Annotated in this window: 18 protein-coding genes and 1 pseudogene; all 19 read right to left on the bottom strand. The window is 37.1% G+C overall.

Annotated elements, in window-relative coordinates:
• Positions 1-25: 25 nt before the first annotated feature.
• A complete protein-coding gene (locus F4694_RS03495) occupies positions 26-634 on the bottom strand; it encodes a flavin reductase family protein (RefSeq protein WP_179595525.1) in 609 nt (202 codons plus the stop codon).
• 15 nt (positions 635-649) lie between these two features.
• Positions 650-1,588, bottom strand: coding sequence for a ring-cleaving dioxygenase (locus F4694_RS03490; protein WP_179595524.1), 939 nt, complete (start codon positions 1,586-1,588; stop codon positions 650-652).
• 117 nt (positions 1,589-1,705) lie between these two features.
• The gene (locus F4694_RS03485) at positions 1,706-2,104 is read right to left on the bottom strand and encodes a DoxX family protein (RefSeq protein ID WP_179595523.1); all 399 of its coding nucleotides are present in this window, start codon (positions 2,102-2,104) and stop codon (positions 1,706-1,708) included.
• Between the two features lie 52 nt (positions 2,105-2,156).
• The gene (locus tag F4694_RS03480) at positions 2,157-2,585 is read right to left on the bottom strand and encodes a MarR family winged helix-turn-helix transcriptional regulator (protein WP_179595522.1); all 429 of its coding nucleotides are present in this window, start codon (positions 2,583-2,585) and stop codon (positions 2,157-2,159) included.
• A gap of 262 nt (positions 2,586-2,847) precedes the next feature.
• A complete protein-coding gene (locus F4694_RS03475) occupies positions 2,848-4,002 on the bottom strand; it encodes a glucose-1-phosphate adenylyltransferase (RefSeq protein WP_179595521.1) in 1,155 nt (384 codons plus the stop codon).
• Between the two features lie 293 nt (positions 4,003-4,295).
• On the bottom strand, positions 4,296-5,774 hold the full coding sequence (locus tag F4694_RS03470; RefSeq protein WP_179595520.1) for a SulP family inorganic anion transporter: 1,479 nt from the start codon (positions 5,772-5,774) through the stop codon (positions 4,296-4,298).
• A 567-nt stretch (positions 5,775-6,341) separates the two neighbouring features.
• Positions 6,342-6,914 (bottom strand): 5' nucleotidase, NT5C type, encoded by a 573-nt coding sequence (locus tag F4694_RS03465; protein WP_257029115.1) that lies wholly within the window; start codon positions 6,912-6,914, stop codon positions 6,342-6,344.
• A gap of 1 nt (position 6,915) precedes the next feature.
• On the bottom strand, positions 6,916-8,019 hold the full coding sequence (ribD, locus tag F4694_RS03460; RefSeq protein WP_179595518.1) for a bifunctional diaminohydroxyphosphoribosylaminopyrimidine deaminase/5-amino-6-(5-phosphoribosylamino)uracil reductase RibD: 1,104 nt from the start codon (positions 8,017-8,019) through the stop codon (positions 6,916-6,918).
• Positions 8,012-8,767: a GTP cyclohydrolase II gene (locus F4694_RS03455; RefSeq protein ID WP_179595517.1), complete on the bottom strand. Its 756-nt coding sequence runs from the start codon at positions 8,765-8,767 to the stop codon at positions 8,012-8,014. The genes ribD and F4694_RS03455 overlap by 8 nt, the downstream gene beginning before the upstream one ends.
• Positions 8,768-8,896: 129 nt before the next feature.
• A complete protein-coding gene (locus F4694_RS03450; RefSeq protein WP_179595516.1) occupies positions 8,897-9,532 on the bottom strand; it encodes a pentapeptide repeat-containing protein in 636 nt (211 codons plus the stop codon).
• A gap of 72 nt (positions 9,533-9,604) precedes the next feature.
• Positions 9,605-10,324 carry a YebC/PmpR family DNA-binding transcriptional regulator gene (locus tag F4694_RS03445; protein WP_179595515.1) on the bottom strand — a complete coding sequence of 240 codons (720 nt, stop codon included), beginning with the start codon at positions 10,322-10,324 and terminating at the stop codon, positions 9,605-9,607.
• Between the two features lie 171 nt (positions 10,325-10,495).
• Complete coding sequence (locus tag F4694_RS03440) at positions 10,496-11,296, bottom strand: hypothetical protein (protein ID WP_179595514.1); 801 nt, start codon at positions 11,294-11,296, stop codon at positions 10,496-10,498.
• Positions 11,297-11,452: 156 nt separating this feature from the next.
• A pseudogene (locus tag F4694_RS32900) lies at positions 11,453-11,640 on the bottom strand (CDGSH iron-sulfur domain-containing protein).
• Position 11,641: 1 nt separating this feature from the next.
• On the bottom strand, positions 11,642-12,292 hold the full coding sequence (gene folE, locus F4694_RS03430; protein ID WP_179595513.1) for a GTP cyclohydrolase I FolE: 651 nt from the start codon (positions 12,290-12,292) through the stop codon (positions 11,642-11,644).
• A 30-nt stretch (positions 12,293-12,322) separates the two neighbouring features.
• Entirely contained in the window at positions 12,323-13,003 is a 681-nt protein-coding gene (locus tag F4694_RS03425) for a helix-turn-helix transcriptional regulator (RefSeq protein WP_179595512.1), read from the bottom strand.
• Positions 13,004-13,140: 137 nt separating this feature from the next.
• The gene (locus F4694_RS03420; RefSeq protein WP_306458364.1) at positions 13,141-13,470 is read right to left on the bottom strand and encodes a cobalt transporter; all 330 of its coding nucleotides are present in this window, start codon (positions 13,468-13,470) and stop codon (positions 13,141-13,143) included.
• Between the two features lie 72 nt (positions 13,471-13,542).
• Positions 13,543-14,415: a mechanosensitive ion channel family protein gene (locus tag F4694_RS03415; protein WP_179595511.1), complete on the bottom strand. Its 873-nt coding sequence runs from the start codon at positions 14,413-14,415 to the stop codon at positions 13,543-13,545.
• 161 nt (positions 14,416-14,576) lie between these two features.
• Positions 14,577-15,932, bottom strand: coding sequence for an arsenic transporter (locus tag F4694_RS03410; protein WP_179595510.1), 1,356 nt, complete (start codon positions 15,930-15,932; stop codon positions 14,577-14,579).
• A 301-nt stretch (positions 15,933-16,233) separates the two neighbouring features.
• On the bottom strand, positions 16,234-16,436 hold a 203-nt coding region (locus F4694_RS03405; protein ID WP_179595509.1), incomplete at its 5' end, for a hypothetical protein.

Here is a 16,436-nt window from a genome sequence, read left to right as displayed (position 1 = left end):
ACTATCCTCTCCATTTCAAAAGGAATCATTTAGGCCGTTCTATTGAAAATATTTCACCTATCTTTGCATAATTCGTACCAGCCAATCTGCTTACAGCTCCTAAACCAATGGGATCAATTCTCCCTTTTTCATAGATTTTTTCCTCTATATGAAATTGAATGACTTTCCCTATGATCAAATCAACTCCTGAAGAATCTTGCCCGCCAAGTTCGAGCGACTGTTCTAATATACACTCCATTCGGATTTTCGCTTCTTTTACACTTGGCACAGAAATCTTTACGCTTTCTACTAGGGTGAGATTGGCTAATTCAATTTCACTTTCATTAGGCGGTAAACTTGCTGCGGTTTTATTAATTTCTTCAACATTATCTTCATCGACTACATGAACCACAAATTCTTTTAACCCGATAATGTTTCGTGCTGTATCCTTTTGTCTTCCCGCAGATCGCTGAATCGCCAAAGAAATCATAGGGGGATTAGATGAAACAATATTAAAATAACTAAAAGGCGCACCGTTTACTATACCTTCATCAGATAGAGTAGTAACAAATGCAATAGGTCTAGGAACAATACTACCGATCAAAAATTTATAATTTTCTCGTTCGGTATTTTTTGAAGGATCAATTGAAAGCAAAAGAAATCACTCCTCTTATTCTAATTCTCTTACTTTAAATGGTAGCAAACCTTTTTCAATCTGTCCTCTATGCGGCTCATACTGTTCTGGCAGCATTAATTTTTCACCCATTGTACCCTGTGTTTCATCATGGGCAAACCCTGGGGGATCTGTGGCGATTTCAAAAAGGATTTCGCCATGCTCTCTAAAATAAATGGCATTAAAGTAGTTCCTATCCTGAACCGGAGTGACACCATATCCATTTGCTGCAACATACTTTTGCCAATCTAATTGATCCTTGTCGTCAATGGCACGCCAAGCAATATGGTGGACCGTTCCTACCCCCATTGTTCCCCGCCCGATTGGAGTTAATTTTAGGTCAATGACATTACCGATATCTGCTGATGAGCGAAAACGAGTGAAATCTCCTTCGCTGCCGATAAGCTCTAATCCCATAACCTTTTCTAACAATTCTGCAGTTTTTTCGGGCTGAGTTGATAAGAGTGTTGCCCCGCCGAACCCTTTGATCGCAACTTCGGGGGTGACGTCACCAAATTTCCACGGATTGGTTTCCCCTCCTTCTCGTTCAACAAGTTCCAAATGAAGTCCATGAGGGTCATCGAATTCCAAATACTGCTCTCCGAATCGTTCCATTTCTGTGTACGAAACATTAAACTTTTCTAGCCGCTTCTTCCAAAATTCAAACGAACCTTTTGGAATGGCATAAGAGGTTACCCCTACTTGACCATCACCGATTCTTCCCTGTCGTGCACCTGCCCATGGGAAAAAGGTAATAATGGTTCCAGGTTTCCCGCCTTCATTCCCGAAATAAAGATGATACGTACCTGGATCATCAAAGTTAACCGTTTGTTTTACTAAGCGCAATCCTAAAACACCTGCATAGAAGTCTACATTCTCCTGTGGATGTCCCACGATTGCAGTGATATGGTGAATACCCATTGTTTGTTTAATCATTTATTTTCTCCTTTTTAATGAAATTGATCTAAATTTATTTGATAATTTATTTTACCCTATTGATTCGTTTTATCGCATTTAATTACTTTGATTAAAGAATCTTTAAGTCGAGATATTTTAGAATAAAAAATAATCTATAGTAAATTGTCCCGGTCCAATTAAAGCAACACCGATAGCCACCACAAGTAGTGTTAAGTTAAATTCATACCCATTTTGTGTTGCCCATAATCCATTTGCTGCGTGCACTTTAATAATTGCCATAACCATCGTACCGGCTATCAAAATTCCTGCTAGCGGAGTAAGAAGTCCTAAAGCGAATAAGATACCACCAATCAATTCAGTTAAGCCAGCCATAACCGCCATTGTGACACCTGGTTTAATTCCAATCGATTCAAACCAACCACCAGTTCCTTTTATACCATAACCACCGAACCAGCCAAACAATTTTTGTGCACCATGACCTATAAATAAAACACCAATTACCAATCTAATTAATAACAATCCTACATTTATCATTTTCATTTCCTCCTAATATTTTATCTTGAATTCGAGACATTTATCAAAAAAATTAAACCTTTACTCTACTCTGCACTTTTTTCAGAAGCGAAACCATTGTTTCTGCTTCTTTATCCCCCAACGAGTGAAATATATGATCGACCAATTCCTGATGTTTAGGCATGATTTCCTTCATCAACTGGAATCCATCATCAGTTAAAGTAACATGTATGATTCGGCGATCTTCAGGACAATCATTTCGACTCAACAAGCCTCTTTTTTCTAATTTATCAATAACATATGTCATTGAACCACTTGATATTAGTATGCGATTTCCTATCTGCTGAATGTTTTGTTTTCCTTGTAAAAATAGTACTTCTAAAACGGAAAATTCGGTAACACTCAATTTGTAATTCAACATTTCATCTCTAATGCGTTCCTGAATAGCCTTTGAAGTTTGCATCATTAACAAAAATGGCTGGTTAGTGCATTTGTACTCCATTTAATCACCTCCTAAAAAAATTTGAATTAAGATATCTTGAATATGAGATAATTGTAATACATGTTTTCATGTCAGTCAATAACCTTTTGAATATAAATTGTAGATATCCTTAGATTAAGTGTAGATTCCCAGTCAAAGTGTGTAGATATATGCCAAACATGTGTAGATATATTGAATTTTGTGTAGATATATTAATGAACTGTGTAGATATCCTAAAATCTACAATAAAAAAGCGAAATCCCCGTGGATTTCGCATTCGGTATTATTTATAAACTAGCGGCTGAATGGTTTCGTTATCACCTATGAGAGTGATTTCACTATATGGTGTTGAATCTCCCACCTTAGAAAATGCACCAATGAAACTTCCATTTCCTACAACAGAGCGATATATCTCTGCATTTTCCCCTATTATAGTGTTAGGTAATATTACCGAATCCTTTATGATTGCCCCTTTACCAACTGTTACTCCATAAAATAAAACAGAATTTTCAACCTCTCCATAAACCTTGCAGCCTTCACTTATAATCGATTGGTGTAAGGAGGCTTTTCCATCCAAATACATGGGTGGCTGGCTTATCCCGTTCGTATAAATAATCCATTCTTCATTTTTTAAAATTGGGTTCGTGTTTACCGATAGAAGATCCATATGTGCTTCCCAAAAGCTTTGGACGGTTCCAACATCCTTCCAATAACCCTTAAAGTGATAGGCATGTAAATGGCAGTTTTCTTGAAGCATAGATGGGATAACATCTTTGCCAAAATCCTTCGAGGAAAAAGGATTGTTTTCTTCTTTTTCGAGAAATTTCTTCAGAATTGGCCAGTTAAATAAATAGATTCCCATTGAAGCAAGATTTGACTTTGGATAAACAGGCTTTTCCTCAAACTCGATAATCTGATTCGTTTCTGAATCAATATTTATAATTCCGAATCTGCTGGCTTCACTCCATGGGACTTGATTAACAGAAATGGTTGCATCCGCTCCAGACCGTTTGTGCTCTTTTACCATATGACTGTAATCCATTTTATAAATGTGATCGCCCGAGAGGATCAGTACATATTCTGGATTTTGACTTTCAATATATCGGAGGTTCTCGTAAACAGCATGTGCAGTACCTTCATAGGTACTTTCTGTATTGTCACTTTGATTAGGCTGAAGGATAGCTACTCCCCCAATTTTTCGATTGAGTCCCCACTTTTCTCCATTTTCTATATAATTTTGAAGTGTCTCTTGTTTATATTGAGTTAAGATCCCAACCGTATCAATGCTAGAGTTCTTACAATTACTTAACGCGAAATCTATGATCCGGTATTTACCTCCAAAAGGGACAGCTGGCTTTGCTACGTTGCGAGTTAATTCCTTTAGTCTTGTTCCTTTTCCGCCTGCTAACAACATGGCAATGCATTGTTTTTTGGTCATTTCTACCACCTCTTTCATTGACAAATTTGCATATGTAATACTATTTGCCCTCATTGTAGCACCTGTACTTCAGGGAACACATCAATAAATTGCGACGGTTAAAATCTATATTCGACTAAAATCCTTTTTACCTTCAAAAATAAACAAAATATAGTAATTAGCTGGTAGGGTATACAAAGTGTTTATGTCGAATCCTATCGATGTAATAATTGAAAAATATGAAGATATTGTGAATGAACATTTAAATAAAAAAACACGCTGAATCTATTATCATCAGCGTGTGAACCAATCTATTAATGACCGACAGCTTTTTCAAGACCGCCTGGTTTATTATGAACTGCTAATTTTTCTACTAATTTATTACTCTCTTTATTCAGACCGATTAACTTTACTTTCGTTCCATTTTGGTGGTATTTAATGACCACTTTATCAATAGCGCCAACAGCCGAATCATCCCATAAATGTGCTTGTGTTAAATCAATAGTTACTTCATTTACATCCTCATTGAAGTTAAAGTTTTCAACAAAGTCTGTAACAGATGCAAAAAACAATTGACCTGAGACAGTATATTCTTTTTTATGTGATCCCTTCGAAGATAAGGTAGTTACCTTAACTTTTGAAATCTTGGAAGCAAAGAAAATCGCACTTAATAAGATTCCTACTAACACACCCTTTGATAAATCATGTGTCATTAGAACTGTTCCAACCGTTGCAATCATGACGATTGTATCGGAAATCGGGGTCTTGTGGATGTTTCTAAGTGATGACCAATCAAATGTCCCAATAGAAACCATGAACATAACCCCAACTAATGCTGCCATTGGAATTTGCACCAAGAAATCATTTAACAGGATAATTAGCACCATTAGAAAGACACCAGCCACAAACGCTGATAATCTTCCACGGCCGCCGGATTTCACATTAATGACAGACTGTCCAATCATCGCACAGCCTGCCAAACCGCCGAAGAATCCTGAAACAATATTGGCAATGCCCTGTCCTCTTGCTTCCTTATTCTTGTCACTCGTTGTATCCGTCATATCGTCGACAATCGAAGCAGTTAATAAGGATTCAACCAAGCCCACGATGGCAATCGATAGTGAATAAGGGAAAATGATTTGTAATGTTTCAAACGTAAACGGAATATCAGGAATTAAGAAAAAGGGCAAAGTTTGAGACAATTCCCCCATGTCTCCAATCGTCCGAACGCCGCTGCCCGTCATAACCGCAATAATCGTAATCGTTATGATTGCAACTAATGGCGATGGAACAACCTTTGTTAAGCGAGGAAAGATATAGATAATAGCTAAAGCTCCTGCTACCATTGCATACATTGCCCATGATTCTCCAACAAAGTGTGTTAATTGGGCTGAAAAAATTAAAATGGCTAGTGCGTTTACGAAACCAATCATAACGGATCGCGGTACAAATTTCATTAATCGTCCTAATTTGAGAACGCCCATTATGATTTGAATGACTCCTGTAAGGATCGTTGCAGCTAATAAGTACTGTAACCCATAGTCTGCCACCAACGTGACCATTACTAGGGCTGTGGCACCTGTTGCTGCCGAAATCATTCCAGGTCTTCCCCCGACAAATGCGATGACAACGGCAATACAGAATGACGCATACAAACCGATCATCGGGTCAACGCCTGCAATAAGCGAAAAGGCAATGGCCTCAGGAATTAAAGCCATTGCTACCACGATCCCGGACAATATATCTCCTTTAATATTACCGAACCATTCATTTTTAATTGTGTTAAGGTTCATGAAGCACCTCTTTCTATTTTTTACTTTGACTTTTAACTCGTATGAAAGTCGGGTCCGTTGTGAACAAAACACAGTATATATGATTGTGACAAATTTGTGAAATTTAATGTATACGTACTTATTTATCCTTTTTGCTGTTTTTCTTAATCATTCTCTCGGTTTCACCTTAATTGATGAAATATAAAAACATAGGTGGGTCTTATGTTCTCTTGGATTTTACTTAAATAAGATGTCTTGTCCTTAATCGGGTAATCAGTCAGTTAAATAAGCGGAGATTTTCCGGTTAAATTCAGAATAAAGCTCGTTTTGGGGAAAATAAGCGGAGGATTTCCGCTTATGCAAAGCAAAATCTCTCATCTTCGAATTTCTTGAGTCAATAGGCGGAATTTCTCCGTCTATTTAAGCCTTTTTTAATAATAATTTCTAATTAAGCGGAATTTCTCCGTTTATTTATCTGACCGGGTGCTTAATCTAACCTGATCTCCCAACGATAAGTGCTGACCTCTGATTTAACCTCGTTAAATAAAGAAAAAGACGTATGCCGATTCATACGTCAATTGTTTTTTGCTATTGCAGATTCTTTTTCAAAATTTCATGTAAGTCCGACCAATTTAGAATTCGGGGATAGTGTAAATGTCGGTTATAGGATTGGTCCCTTACAAACACTTTTAACGAATCGTGAGTCAATGTATCTAAAACTTCAGCCTTGTCATCAAAGTAATAGTCTAGTTTTAATTCTTTGATAATCTGCACCTTTTCATGATCCTGCATTCCATAGAAAAACCGGTCATCCCTAACAGGAAAGCCCTGCTCTTTCATCCATTTTTTCGTCCGCTCTCCATGTTCTTTTGGCCGAGCGGTTATGTAATAGATTTCATGCCCTTTTCTTTCAAGTTCTTGTAATGTCTCAACCGCATTTGGAAAAGGAGGACAGTCTGTATAGTAAATCTCTTCTAATGAGGATTTCCACATTTGACTTCCCTCTTCATTACTTAAACCAAAAGGCTCATGAATTTCCACTCTTTTTAATGCATGGAATACTTCAGATGGTACATTTTTGTTTAGCTTTTTATTGTAAATAGTAAATGCATGTTCTCTTAAGTTGATTAATGTATCATCAATATCAAAACCAAATTTCATCTTATAATCCCTCATTTGAGTAAATCGGATATCCAGTAAATTTATAATCAGGGCCAATTGGCTGGACAGATAGGCCTGCTAATTGAACTGCATCTTTCATTTTATCCATCCCTGCCCCTGCTAAAAACGAGGGAGCACTGCTGCCGCCAATAATTTTTGGCGCTACATATAAAACTACTTTATCAATTAATTTATTTTCAAGGAATGCCCAGTTAACCGTGCCTCCTCCTTCAATTAATACAGAGGAAACAAGCTTCTCTCCCAAAATTTGAAGGACCTCGGTTGGATTAACATGCTTTGATCCGCTCGTTGGAAAAATAGGAATTCCTGAACTTTCTAATACCCTGGCTTTTTCTTTATCATAATTTTCGCTTGTAAATATCCATGTTTCGGCTAGGTTATCCGTCAGCACCTTAGATTCTAATGGAATTCTTAAAGTAGAATCCAAAACGATTCGAATAGGATTCCGCCCATTTGGTATCCTGGTCGTAAGCTCTGGATCATCCTTTATAACCGTGTTAACGCCAACAAGAATCCCCATATTCTCATTTCGAACGTGATGGACATCTTTTCGCGCTTCTTCAGAAGTAATCCATTTACTATCAAACGAATGGGTGGCAATTTTCCCATCTAGGGTAATGCCTGCTTTCAACGTCACAAAAGGTGTTTTCTCTACAATGAACTTATTAAATACTTCATTCATTCTTTGTGATTCATCCTGACGTACACCAATAATCACTTCGATACCGGCATCCTCGAGAATTTTTACACCATTCCCTGAGACAACTGGATTTGGGTCAAGGGTAGCAATGACAACCTTTTTAATCCCTGCTTCGACAATCGCTACAGCACAAGGTCCAGTCCTTCCATGGTGGGAACATGGTTCAAGAGTAACGTAAATGGTTCCGCCTCTTGCTTTTTCACCAGCCATTCGAATGGCGTGGATCTCAGCATGCGGTTCACCAGCCTTCAAGTGAGTACCTATTCCTACTATTCGGTTATCATTAACAATGACAGAACCAACCAACGGATTGGGGTCAGTCTGACCCTTCATCGCCTGCGCATTATTTATAGCTAAATCCATGTAAAATTCATGATTAGTCATTTGGACAAGTCCCTTCGTCCTCTTCTAGATGTCCAGACTTATTAATCTTTGTCTGCAAATACTTCTCATTATACTCGGAAATATCTCCCCAAAGCGGCTGTCTGCCCGAAACTTGTAATCCAGCTTCTTTTAAAGCATTCAATTTTTTAGGATTGTTTGTCATTAAAGTAACCGGTTTTTGACGGATAGCCTTTAATACTTGAATTGCGTCGCTATAGTTTCTGGAGTCATCTACAAATCCAAGACCTTCATTTGCCTCAACTGTGTCATAGCCGTTTTCTTGAAGTACATAAGCCATTGCCTTACTAAACAAGCCAATACCTCTTCCTTCGTGGTTAGCTAAATAGAACAAGGCACCTGTTCCATGTTCTTGAATCATTTTCATTGATTTTTTTAGCTGGTAGCCGCAATCACATCGTTTACTTCCAAAAATATCTCCGGTATGACAAATCGAATGCATACGAATAATCGCATCCTCTGCATACTCAAAGTCCCCATAAACTAAGACACTTGACTGTTGTAATTCAGCTAAGTTAGAAGAGGATAATTTATCAATAATTCTTTCGAAATCCTCTGTAACCTCATTACAATTTAACCAGCAGTACCATTTGAACTCCACTGTTTCACCGTAAAGATTAACGGGAAGTTTAATAGGACCCACTAAATAAATGGCACCTTGCTCCGTACGAATTAATTGGATTTTATCTTCTAATACTGAAAGTACTTTAGAATCCAGACTTTGTTTCATGTATATATCCCCTTTTTTTAATTAGTTTGCCGTATCCATTTTTATTTCATGCTTATGGATTGATGAACATGAGGTATTTTTCCCATTACTTAAGAAGGAGCAATCCGTAATGACTGCTCCCGATAAGCTTTATTTTATTATCAATCCTAATAATCGTGCAAATCCTAAGCCTTGCTCCGCTGTAACTTCACAGCCCGCGAGGTCTTTTATCGAAACATTGATGGTATCAAAGGTGCAGCTGCTCAAATCTATCCCTTTCAAAGGGGTTTGTTCAAAGTTGGCTTCATTTAGATCACAGTCATTAAAAGCTACCTTATTAAATTTGGATTCATAATAGTCAGCATTGCGAAGTGAACAAGAATTGAAGTTGACCTGCTTAAGTTTGGCATAACCAAACGAAATCATATTTGCATTACAATTTTCAAATAAAACGTTCCCAAGCGAAGCGTCTGAAAGATTAAGCCCTAAAATTTTAGACTCTATAAATTCTACCCGATGAATGCTGCCATCACTAAAATCCGTGTTCGATAAATCACAGTGATCAAAGATAACATCTGTTAATTCTATACTTTTAAAAGAAACATCCAAAAAAGTAACATTTTTAAAAATGACTTGTTCAAAACGTATTCTATGTATTTCTTCGCTCAAAATAGAACAATCACTTATGATACACATTTCATAATAAGGATCTTCCATTGGTTGAAACGTTCTAGCTGTTAAACCATCTGGTATTTTTGGCTGTTGAATTTTTATTGTTTTCGACATTTTCTTCCTACCTGCCCATTCATCTCATCTAAAAGAAAAGACCTTTGTCAAAACAAAGGTCTTCTTCAAGTCCTATTCACCTAAATCCACATTGTGGTACACTTGTTGAACATCTTCAAGGTCTTCCAACGCATCAATCATTTTTTCGAACTTTGCTTGAGCGTCTTCTGGCAGTGTCACTTCGTTTTGAGCAAGCATTGTTAATTCTGCAACTGTAAATTCAGTGATACCCGCATTTTTAAATGCTTCTTGAACAGCATGGAACTGATCAGGCTCAGCATAAACGATAACAGATTCATCTTCTTCGATAATGTCACGAACATCTACATCCGCTTCCATTAAGATTTCTAGAACTTCTTCCTCTGTTTTACCTTCAAGACCAATAACCGCTGTTGGGTCAAACATATAGGCCACAGATCCGCTGACACCCATGTTTCCGCCATTCTTACCAAATGCCGCACGTACGTCAGAAGCTGTTCGGTTCACGTTATTGGTTAACGCATCCACGATGACCATTGATCCGTTAGGTCCAAAACCTTCATAACGGAGTTCAGAGTAGCTTTCTTCTGATCCGCCTTTTGCTTTGTCTATCGCACGGTCAATGATGTGTCTAGGTACATTGTAGGTTTTCGCACGTTCTAAAACGAACTTTAATGCCTGGTTTGATTCAGGATTCGGTTCGCCTCTTCTCGCTGCAACATAAATTTCAACTCCAAATTTTGCATAAATACGACTTGTATTTGCATCCTTTGAGGCTTTCTTTTCTTTAATATTGTTCCATTTACGGCCCATTCTGTCCACTCACTTTCAACTTTGGCTCTACATAAAAATAGTAATAGAAATAGATTACATCTTCAACCATTTTCTAAAATATTATACCGTAAAAGGGAAATTTGTTAAGTATTTATGATTAATAGGTATAACTGTTATCAAAAAAATCAGGAAGGTAGGTTCCTGACTTTTTTAGGATAATTTTAGTTTTGTGATAAATTTAATTTCATTTTGAAATTTTTCTAGTATTTCTGCAAATGATGAATTGATTAATAGCGGGAAAAGATTTTCGAGTGCTTCCTCATAATTTTGCCCTAACGCTTCACGCAAAAGAACATATTCATGAAATAACAACGCTTTCTCAAAATCAATCCCAAGATCATATAAGCCTCGAAACAAAGTCTCCTTTGGGATTTGTTTAATTTTTTTATAAATTTTTTCATTTTTTTCAATAAACTTTTCTTCTAGATATCGTGTTACATAATCTCGATATACCATTTGCCCAATATCATTTGTTTCTTTTTTTGTATGATTAAAGCCAATCACACGGCCTTCCTTTTGCTCACGAATAATAAAGGTTTTATTTCCTTTTAAATGTTGGATGAAATTTTTTACACTTTTATCAAACATTTTGTTAAATTGAATGATTTGATGGAGTTTTACTGCAAAGTCTGTATTTTCTTCGCCAACAACAAATAATCGATCGACAATAGGCAAAAGCTTTAATACTCCTTCAGAAAGCTGGCTTGAAGCATCATAAATAATAATATCGTACTCTTTTTTCATGTTTTTTACGATTCGTTTTTGTTCGGGAAGAGATAATTTAGAAAATTCATGGATGACCTCTTCAGAGAGACCTTCTTTTTCTAATGTACCATATGAAATAAATGCAGCTGATAAATCTGTATTCATTTTTAACCAATGATAAATAGATAATGATAATTCCGTAACACCTGATTTCGCCTTTGGCGAATAAAAGCCGACCAAGTACATTTTACTCACCTGCCTTTTATTACTATAGTATTGAAAGTAAGAAGTAAAGGTTAAAGACAAACCCTTGCTTCGTGCCTTTTTTTTAAAAAAGGCTCTCTATTAACAAAAAAGAATGACATCACGTAAATGTCATCCTTGATACCTAATATAAAAACATTATCCTGAAACTCTGGGGCTGCTTTCAAATCCGCCTCGCTTATGGGATCCATCACAAAAAGGTTTCTTATTCGATAGTCCGCATCTGCAAAGATATACTTTTCCTTTTTTCGGATATTCGTTACCTTCTGAAAATCACCGCTTACTTCTAACGGACCATTATCGGAGATTTTTATTTGATTATTCATGTCACTTACTCCCTTGTGTTTTTATTAGCGAATAAAATTCAGCACGAAGATCTGGTCGATTTTCATAGATTCCAAGAAGACTGGATGTTGTGGTAACGGTCTTCGCCTTCTTTATTCCTCTGCTGCACATACACATATGCTTCGCTTCTACCACCACAATGGTTCCTTCTGGATCCAATTCCTCTTCAATTGCTTCTGCTATCTGTGTCGTTAATCTTTCTTGAACTTGAAATCTTTTTGCGTAACCTTCCACTAATCGCCCCATCTTAGAAAGACCTGTAATTTTTTCTTTAGGAATATATCCAATATGTGCGACTCCAAAGAAAGGAGAAAAGTGATGTTCACATAATGAGTAAAACTCAATATCTTTTATTAGAATGAGACCTTTATGATGAATATCAAACGTTTTTTCTAAATGAATTTTCGGATCTACGTTGTACCCCTCTGTGTACTCAAGAAAAGCTTTAAGGACTCTAAACGGAGTATCCAGTAAACCATCACGCTCGGGGTCGTCGCCGCAAAGTTTAATTAATTGTTTTACTGCCTCTGAAAACTGAGTAACACTGGTAATGTTGCCATTTTCGCTATCAGTTAGCTGGTTAAATAAATGTGGATATTTTTTAGATAAAATCTGTAACTGCTCACTCTTCATGATCACATCATCCCTTTTTGGTTTTTAGGACTACTCATCCTCAATGATGATTCGAGGAGTGTTTTCACTAACAGGTTCATCCAAAAGAACCTGAAAAACACAACAACCATCACCATTCTGAAGTCGTTTCTCTCGCTTTACAGTACATCCTAATAAATGTGTTAAGACAGAAACACTTACACTACAAAGTATAGGTCGCTGCAATGCAACATTATGGAAGGGGCAGTTACGTTCAATCAGGGAATAAGTATGATTTTTATTTTCTATTTCCATAAATGAATCATCTTTTTTATAGAAATCCTTTAAAACATTTAGACGCTCGTCTGTGGGTAATCCTTTTAATTTTGGTTCCCACTGGACAATTCTTGATTCAATCATAGCGGAAAGTAAATGTTTTACTGCTTCTTCTCCTAGGGAATTTGCTAATGTATCTAAAACTTCAATCGTTAAGTGATCATAATTTTTTTCGAATAGATGTTCGCCTGCAGTTGTTAAGCGATACTGTAGTACAGGACGACCAACACCATTGTTTTCTGAATGTCGAGTCACCCATCCTTCTTTTTCTAATTGAAGAAGGTGCTGCCGTACTCCTTCACCACTTATATCTAAGACGGAAGCCAGCTCGCTCATTGATGAGGATCCGTTTTTTTTGATAAACTGTATGATTCTACGGCGCGGTTCTGACATTTGGTCAGCGCGGAAACTCATCATCTTCCCTCCCTTTGCTCTCTTCCCTAAAATATATTCAGGATGAGGTAGAATAGTTCAAGTTTTTCAATGGAAAACTTGGTTAATTAAAAAAAACACAAAAATACCCTTTCGTTAAGAAAGGGCTGTAGTTTACTAATTTAATAATATGGGTAACTGCTATATGGATAATAGCCTGGGTATGGTGCCGGATAAGGTGTTGCTACCGGATAAGGATAAGGATAAGGATATGCGCCATAGCCGGGTGAACCTATTGCTCCTGCAGCCAAACCTCCTAGTAAACCTCCTACAAATGGTGCTCCACCAAATCCTCCATATCCATAACCATGTCGAAAGTGCCCATGATGGTGCCCGCCGTGATGCCCGCCGTGATGTCCGCCGTGATGTCCGCCATGTGCCCTCCATGATGCCCTCCGTGATGCCCTCCATGGTGTCCACCAAACATTCTTAGATTTGTCATATTTCCGCATCCCCTTACTAAAAATCTTTTCTTTCAGTGTATGCGGGATAGATGTCTAGGGAATGGGCGAATCATTTTATTACTACTCTTCCTGAGGTTCTTTTTGAGGAAGTAACGCAAAGTTTGAAGCTGGCATCTGTACTTGATACTCATAGAAAACAGACATTAGCTCGAACCTAACCTGCCGAGAAGTTTCGAAGTAATCATCCGGATTCACTAAACCAACCACACAAAACTCATATCCGACATATTTAAGATTTGGATTTAAGTCTGTAATCCCAACGTACTGAAAGCATTCTTCAGGAGAGCCATCTTCTAGTCTTAATAAACTTTGATCAAGTTTTTCATTACAGGCAGCACAAACTGCTTCCAATAATTGCTTAATTCTCCGCGGATCTTCTTGATAGCTAACGGTTATTCTCTCGATTACACGCATTCGCCCTTTGTTATAATTTTGTATCGTCCTTATTTCCCCATGCGGAATTGTAAGAAGTTTACCAGACCATTCACGAATTTGCATAAAGCGTATCCCTATTTCTTCTATGGTCCCTGATATCTGTCCGTTGAATGTCACAAAATGACCAACTCGAAATTCTTTATCTGTTAATCGAATAAAGCCAAGAAGTATATCTTTTAACAATTGTTGTGCCGCAAAACCAACAATTACCCCTACAATCCCTGCACCCGCGAGAATGCCCTTAAGGTCTACAAATTGGCTGATTAGAAATATCAGCAGAATAATCCCAACTGCATATCTTAAGGTCGAGCGGATAACACCTTGGATGGTTTGTTCTACTTCTTCATCCAATAAATTAGACTTTCTAAAGAACCAATCCACTGATCGATTGATTAAATAAGTGCCAATCACCAAAAACAAAACCATAATCAATAATTTTAAGACTAAATACTCTTTTATGTATTCCGAAATATTTTGTGAGATTGACAAAAAATCCATAGTTCACGTCCTCGAATAGTATCCTTACTAATATTCCCTTAAAACAAAAAATGAATTGAACTTAATTTCTATTATAAAAGGAAACTTGGACTTACTAAAATAAGCCAACAGGTCTATAACGTTAGACCTGTTGGCACTAATGCAATTTACAATTATACACTTTATACAAATACTAGCAGCAGCCATAGGTATAGTCCTATAAGAGTAAAAACGAGCGTTGGCGGAATGACAATGATGGTGACTTTTATATAATCCATCCAGGTTATGGTAATCTTGTTTTTCTTCAAGATATCCATCCAAATTAATGTGGCAAGGGTACCAATCGGCAGGATTAAGGAACCGATATCACTCCCAATAATATTTGCTAAGTAAACGGTTTGTGTTAATAATGGTTTTAATCCCATCTCTGTTAATGCAAGTGTCGAAACCATTAATGCCGGGTGGTTATTAAATAGATTCGATAGGAATGCAGTTATGATTCCCATGGTAACGCTTGCGTGAAGTAAACTGCCATTTACAATAGAACTTAAATGTTCTACCAGAAGGGCTGTTAACCCAATATTGTGTAATCCATATATGATTACATACATACAGAAAGCGAAAATCAAGATATGCCAAGGTATTTTAAATAAAACGTCTTTTGGATTTTTCTTTAGGTGAATCCATCTCCAGATGAGTAAAATGATTGAACCTAATACGGCTATCAAAGAAACAGAGATATTCAAAAACGAAGCTACAAAAAGGCTGATTCTAACGATAAAGACAAAGATGAGCATTTGAATCATTAACTTCTTTTGTTTTTCAAACATATCCTCGTTTTTTCTTTGTAATGGGTGAAAACGATTGTTATTCAACAACGGCAGCGTATAAGAATGGAGTCGGATTTCTTTAGGGATGTCCTTCTTGAAAACGAGGAGTAGTAAATAAGCCAAAAATAGTAGTCCAAGAGTGGCTGGAACAAACATCATGGCTGTTTGAAGGTAAAGGTCCATACCAATAATTTTTAGCGCAATTAAATTAACAATATTACTTACTCCAATTGGAGCACTCGAAGCAGTCGCGATTAAGGCACCACTTAATAGGTATGGTATCTTTTGGCGGTTCTTTAAACCGATATTTTTAAATATAAGAATGAGAATAGGTGTGGTAATTAATATACTTCCGTCATTATTGAAAAACATTGTCATCAAAAAGCAAAGTAATAATGTATACCAGAATAAACGAATTCCGGACCCTTTTGATACTTTTAACATCAGTGCCGCCGTCCATCTAAAAAAGCCAAAACTTTCTAGTACAATCGCCATAACAATTGTTGCAATGATGGTTACAGCCGCCCCTGTGACTTTCGAGCCTATATCCATTAAGTCAGCTAGAGAAACGCTGCCGCTTAACATGACAATGACTGCACCAATGGTTGCAGGAATAGCCTCATTCATATTTTTCGGACGGATAAAAATCATCACCATGGTTAGAAAAAATGCCAATACGGTTATGATTACCGTCGATGGTTGATACATATATGTTAATTCTCTCCTTTCAATCTATATTAAAATTTCATTCTAAGAAATCTCCTTATCTTCTCTTCTCTTGTCCTTTGCTATATCATACGTAGGTTCTTAGAGGCTTGAACTAAACGAATATCTTGAATTTATGTAAATCAGCAAGTATCTAGTAATTTTCTTGAAATAATGGTTGGATTAACGTCTAATTTTTGTCAACTAAACCAATGCCTAGAGGGTTCTTTTATAGGCGACTATCATAAGAAATTACCTGGTACAACAAAAAACCGGTACTCCAGAGGTACCGGTTTGAGAATTATTATTTTTTTCCTTTTGAGTTTTTGCCTTTTCCTCCACCTGAACTGTGTCCGCCCTTGGATTCTTTACTGCCCTTGCTGCCGCCAGAGTGTTTACCGCCTTTAGATCCCTTGCTGCCGCCAGAGTGTTTACCGCCTTTAGATCCCTTGCTGCCGCCAGAGTGTTTACCGCCTTTAGATCCCTTGCTGCCGCCAGAGTGTTTAC

Source organism: Neobacillus driksii (genome assembly GCF_013409995.1).
Taxonomy (GTDB): domain Bacteria; phylum Bacillota; class Bacilli; order Bacillales; family Cytobacillaceae; genus Neobacillus; species Neobacillus driksii.
This window is presented reverse-complemented; position numbering and strand designations above follow the sequence as displayed.

Excerpts from the sequence above, each read along its gene's own strand:
- F4694_RS03465 (WP_257029115.1), bottom strand. The coding sequence starts at position 6,914 with ATGAAATTTGGTTTTGATATTGATGATACATTAATCAACTTAAGAGAA.
- F4694_RS03440 (WP_179595514.1), bottom strand. The coding sequence starts at position 11,296 with ATGTACTTGGTCGGCTTTTATTCGCCAAAGGCGAAATCAGGTGTTACG.
- folE (WP_179595513.1), bottom strand. The coding sequence starts at position 12,292 with ATGAAGAGTGAGCAGTTACAGATTTTATCTAAAAAATATCCACATTTA.
- F4694_RS03470 (WP_179595520.1), bottom strand. The coding sequence starts at position 5,774 with ATGAACCTTAACACAATTAAAAATGAATGGTTCGGTAATATTAAAGGA.
- F4694_RS03410 (WP_179595510.1), bottom strand. The coding sequence starts at position 15,932 with ATGTATCAACCATCGACGGTAATCATAACCGTATTGGCATTTTTTCTA.
- F4694_RS03415 (WP_179595511.1), bottom strand. The coding sequence starts at position 14,415 with ATGGATTTTTTGTCAATCTCACAAAATATTTCGGAATACATAAAAGAG.
- F4694_RS03480 (WP_179595522.1), bottom strand. The coding sequence starts at position 2,585 with ATGGAGTACAAATGCACTAACCAGCCATTTTTGTTAATGATGCAAACT.
- F4694_RS03420 (WP_306458364.1), bottom strand. The coding sequence starts at position 13,470 with ATGCGGAAATATGACAAATCTAAGAATGTTTGGTGGACACCATGGAGG.
- F4694_RS03485 (WP_179595523.1), bottom strand. The coding sequence starts at position 2,104 with ATGATAAATGTAGGATTGTTATTAATTAGATTGGTAATTGGTGTTTTA.
- F4694_RS03450 (WP_179595516.1), bottom strand. The coding sequence starts at position 9,532 with ATGTCGAAAACAATAAAAATTCAACAGCCAAAAATACCAGATGGTTTA.
- ribD (WP_179595518.1), bottom strand. The coding sequence starts at position 8,019 with ATGACTAATCATGAATTTTACATGGATTTAGCTATAAATAATGCGCAG.
- F4694_RS03475 (WP_179595521.1), bottom strand. The coding sequence starts at position 4,002 with ATGACCAAAAAACAATGCATTGCCATGTTGTTAGCAGGCGGAAAAGGA.
- F4694_RS03490 (WP_179595524.1), bottom strand. The coding sequence starts at position 1,588 with ATGATTAAACAAACAATGGGTATTCACCATATCACTGCAATCGTGGGA.
- F4694_RS03425 (WP_179595512.1), bottom strand. The coding sequence starts at position 13,003 with ATGATGAGTTTCCGCGCTGACCAAATGTCAGAACCGCGCCGTAGAATC.
- F4694_RS03445 (WP_179595515.1), bottom strand. The coding sequence starts at position 10,324 with ATGGGCCGTAAATGGAACAATATTAAAGAAAAGAAAGCCTCAAAGGAT.
- F4694_RS03455 (WP_179595517.1), bottom strand. The coding sequence starts at position 8,767 with ATGAAACAAAGTCTGGATTCTAAAGTACTTTCAGTATTAGAAGATAAA.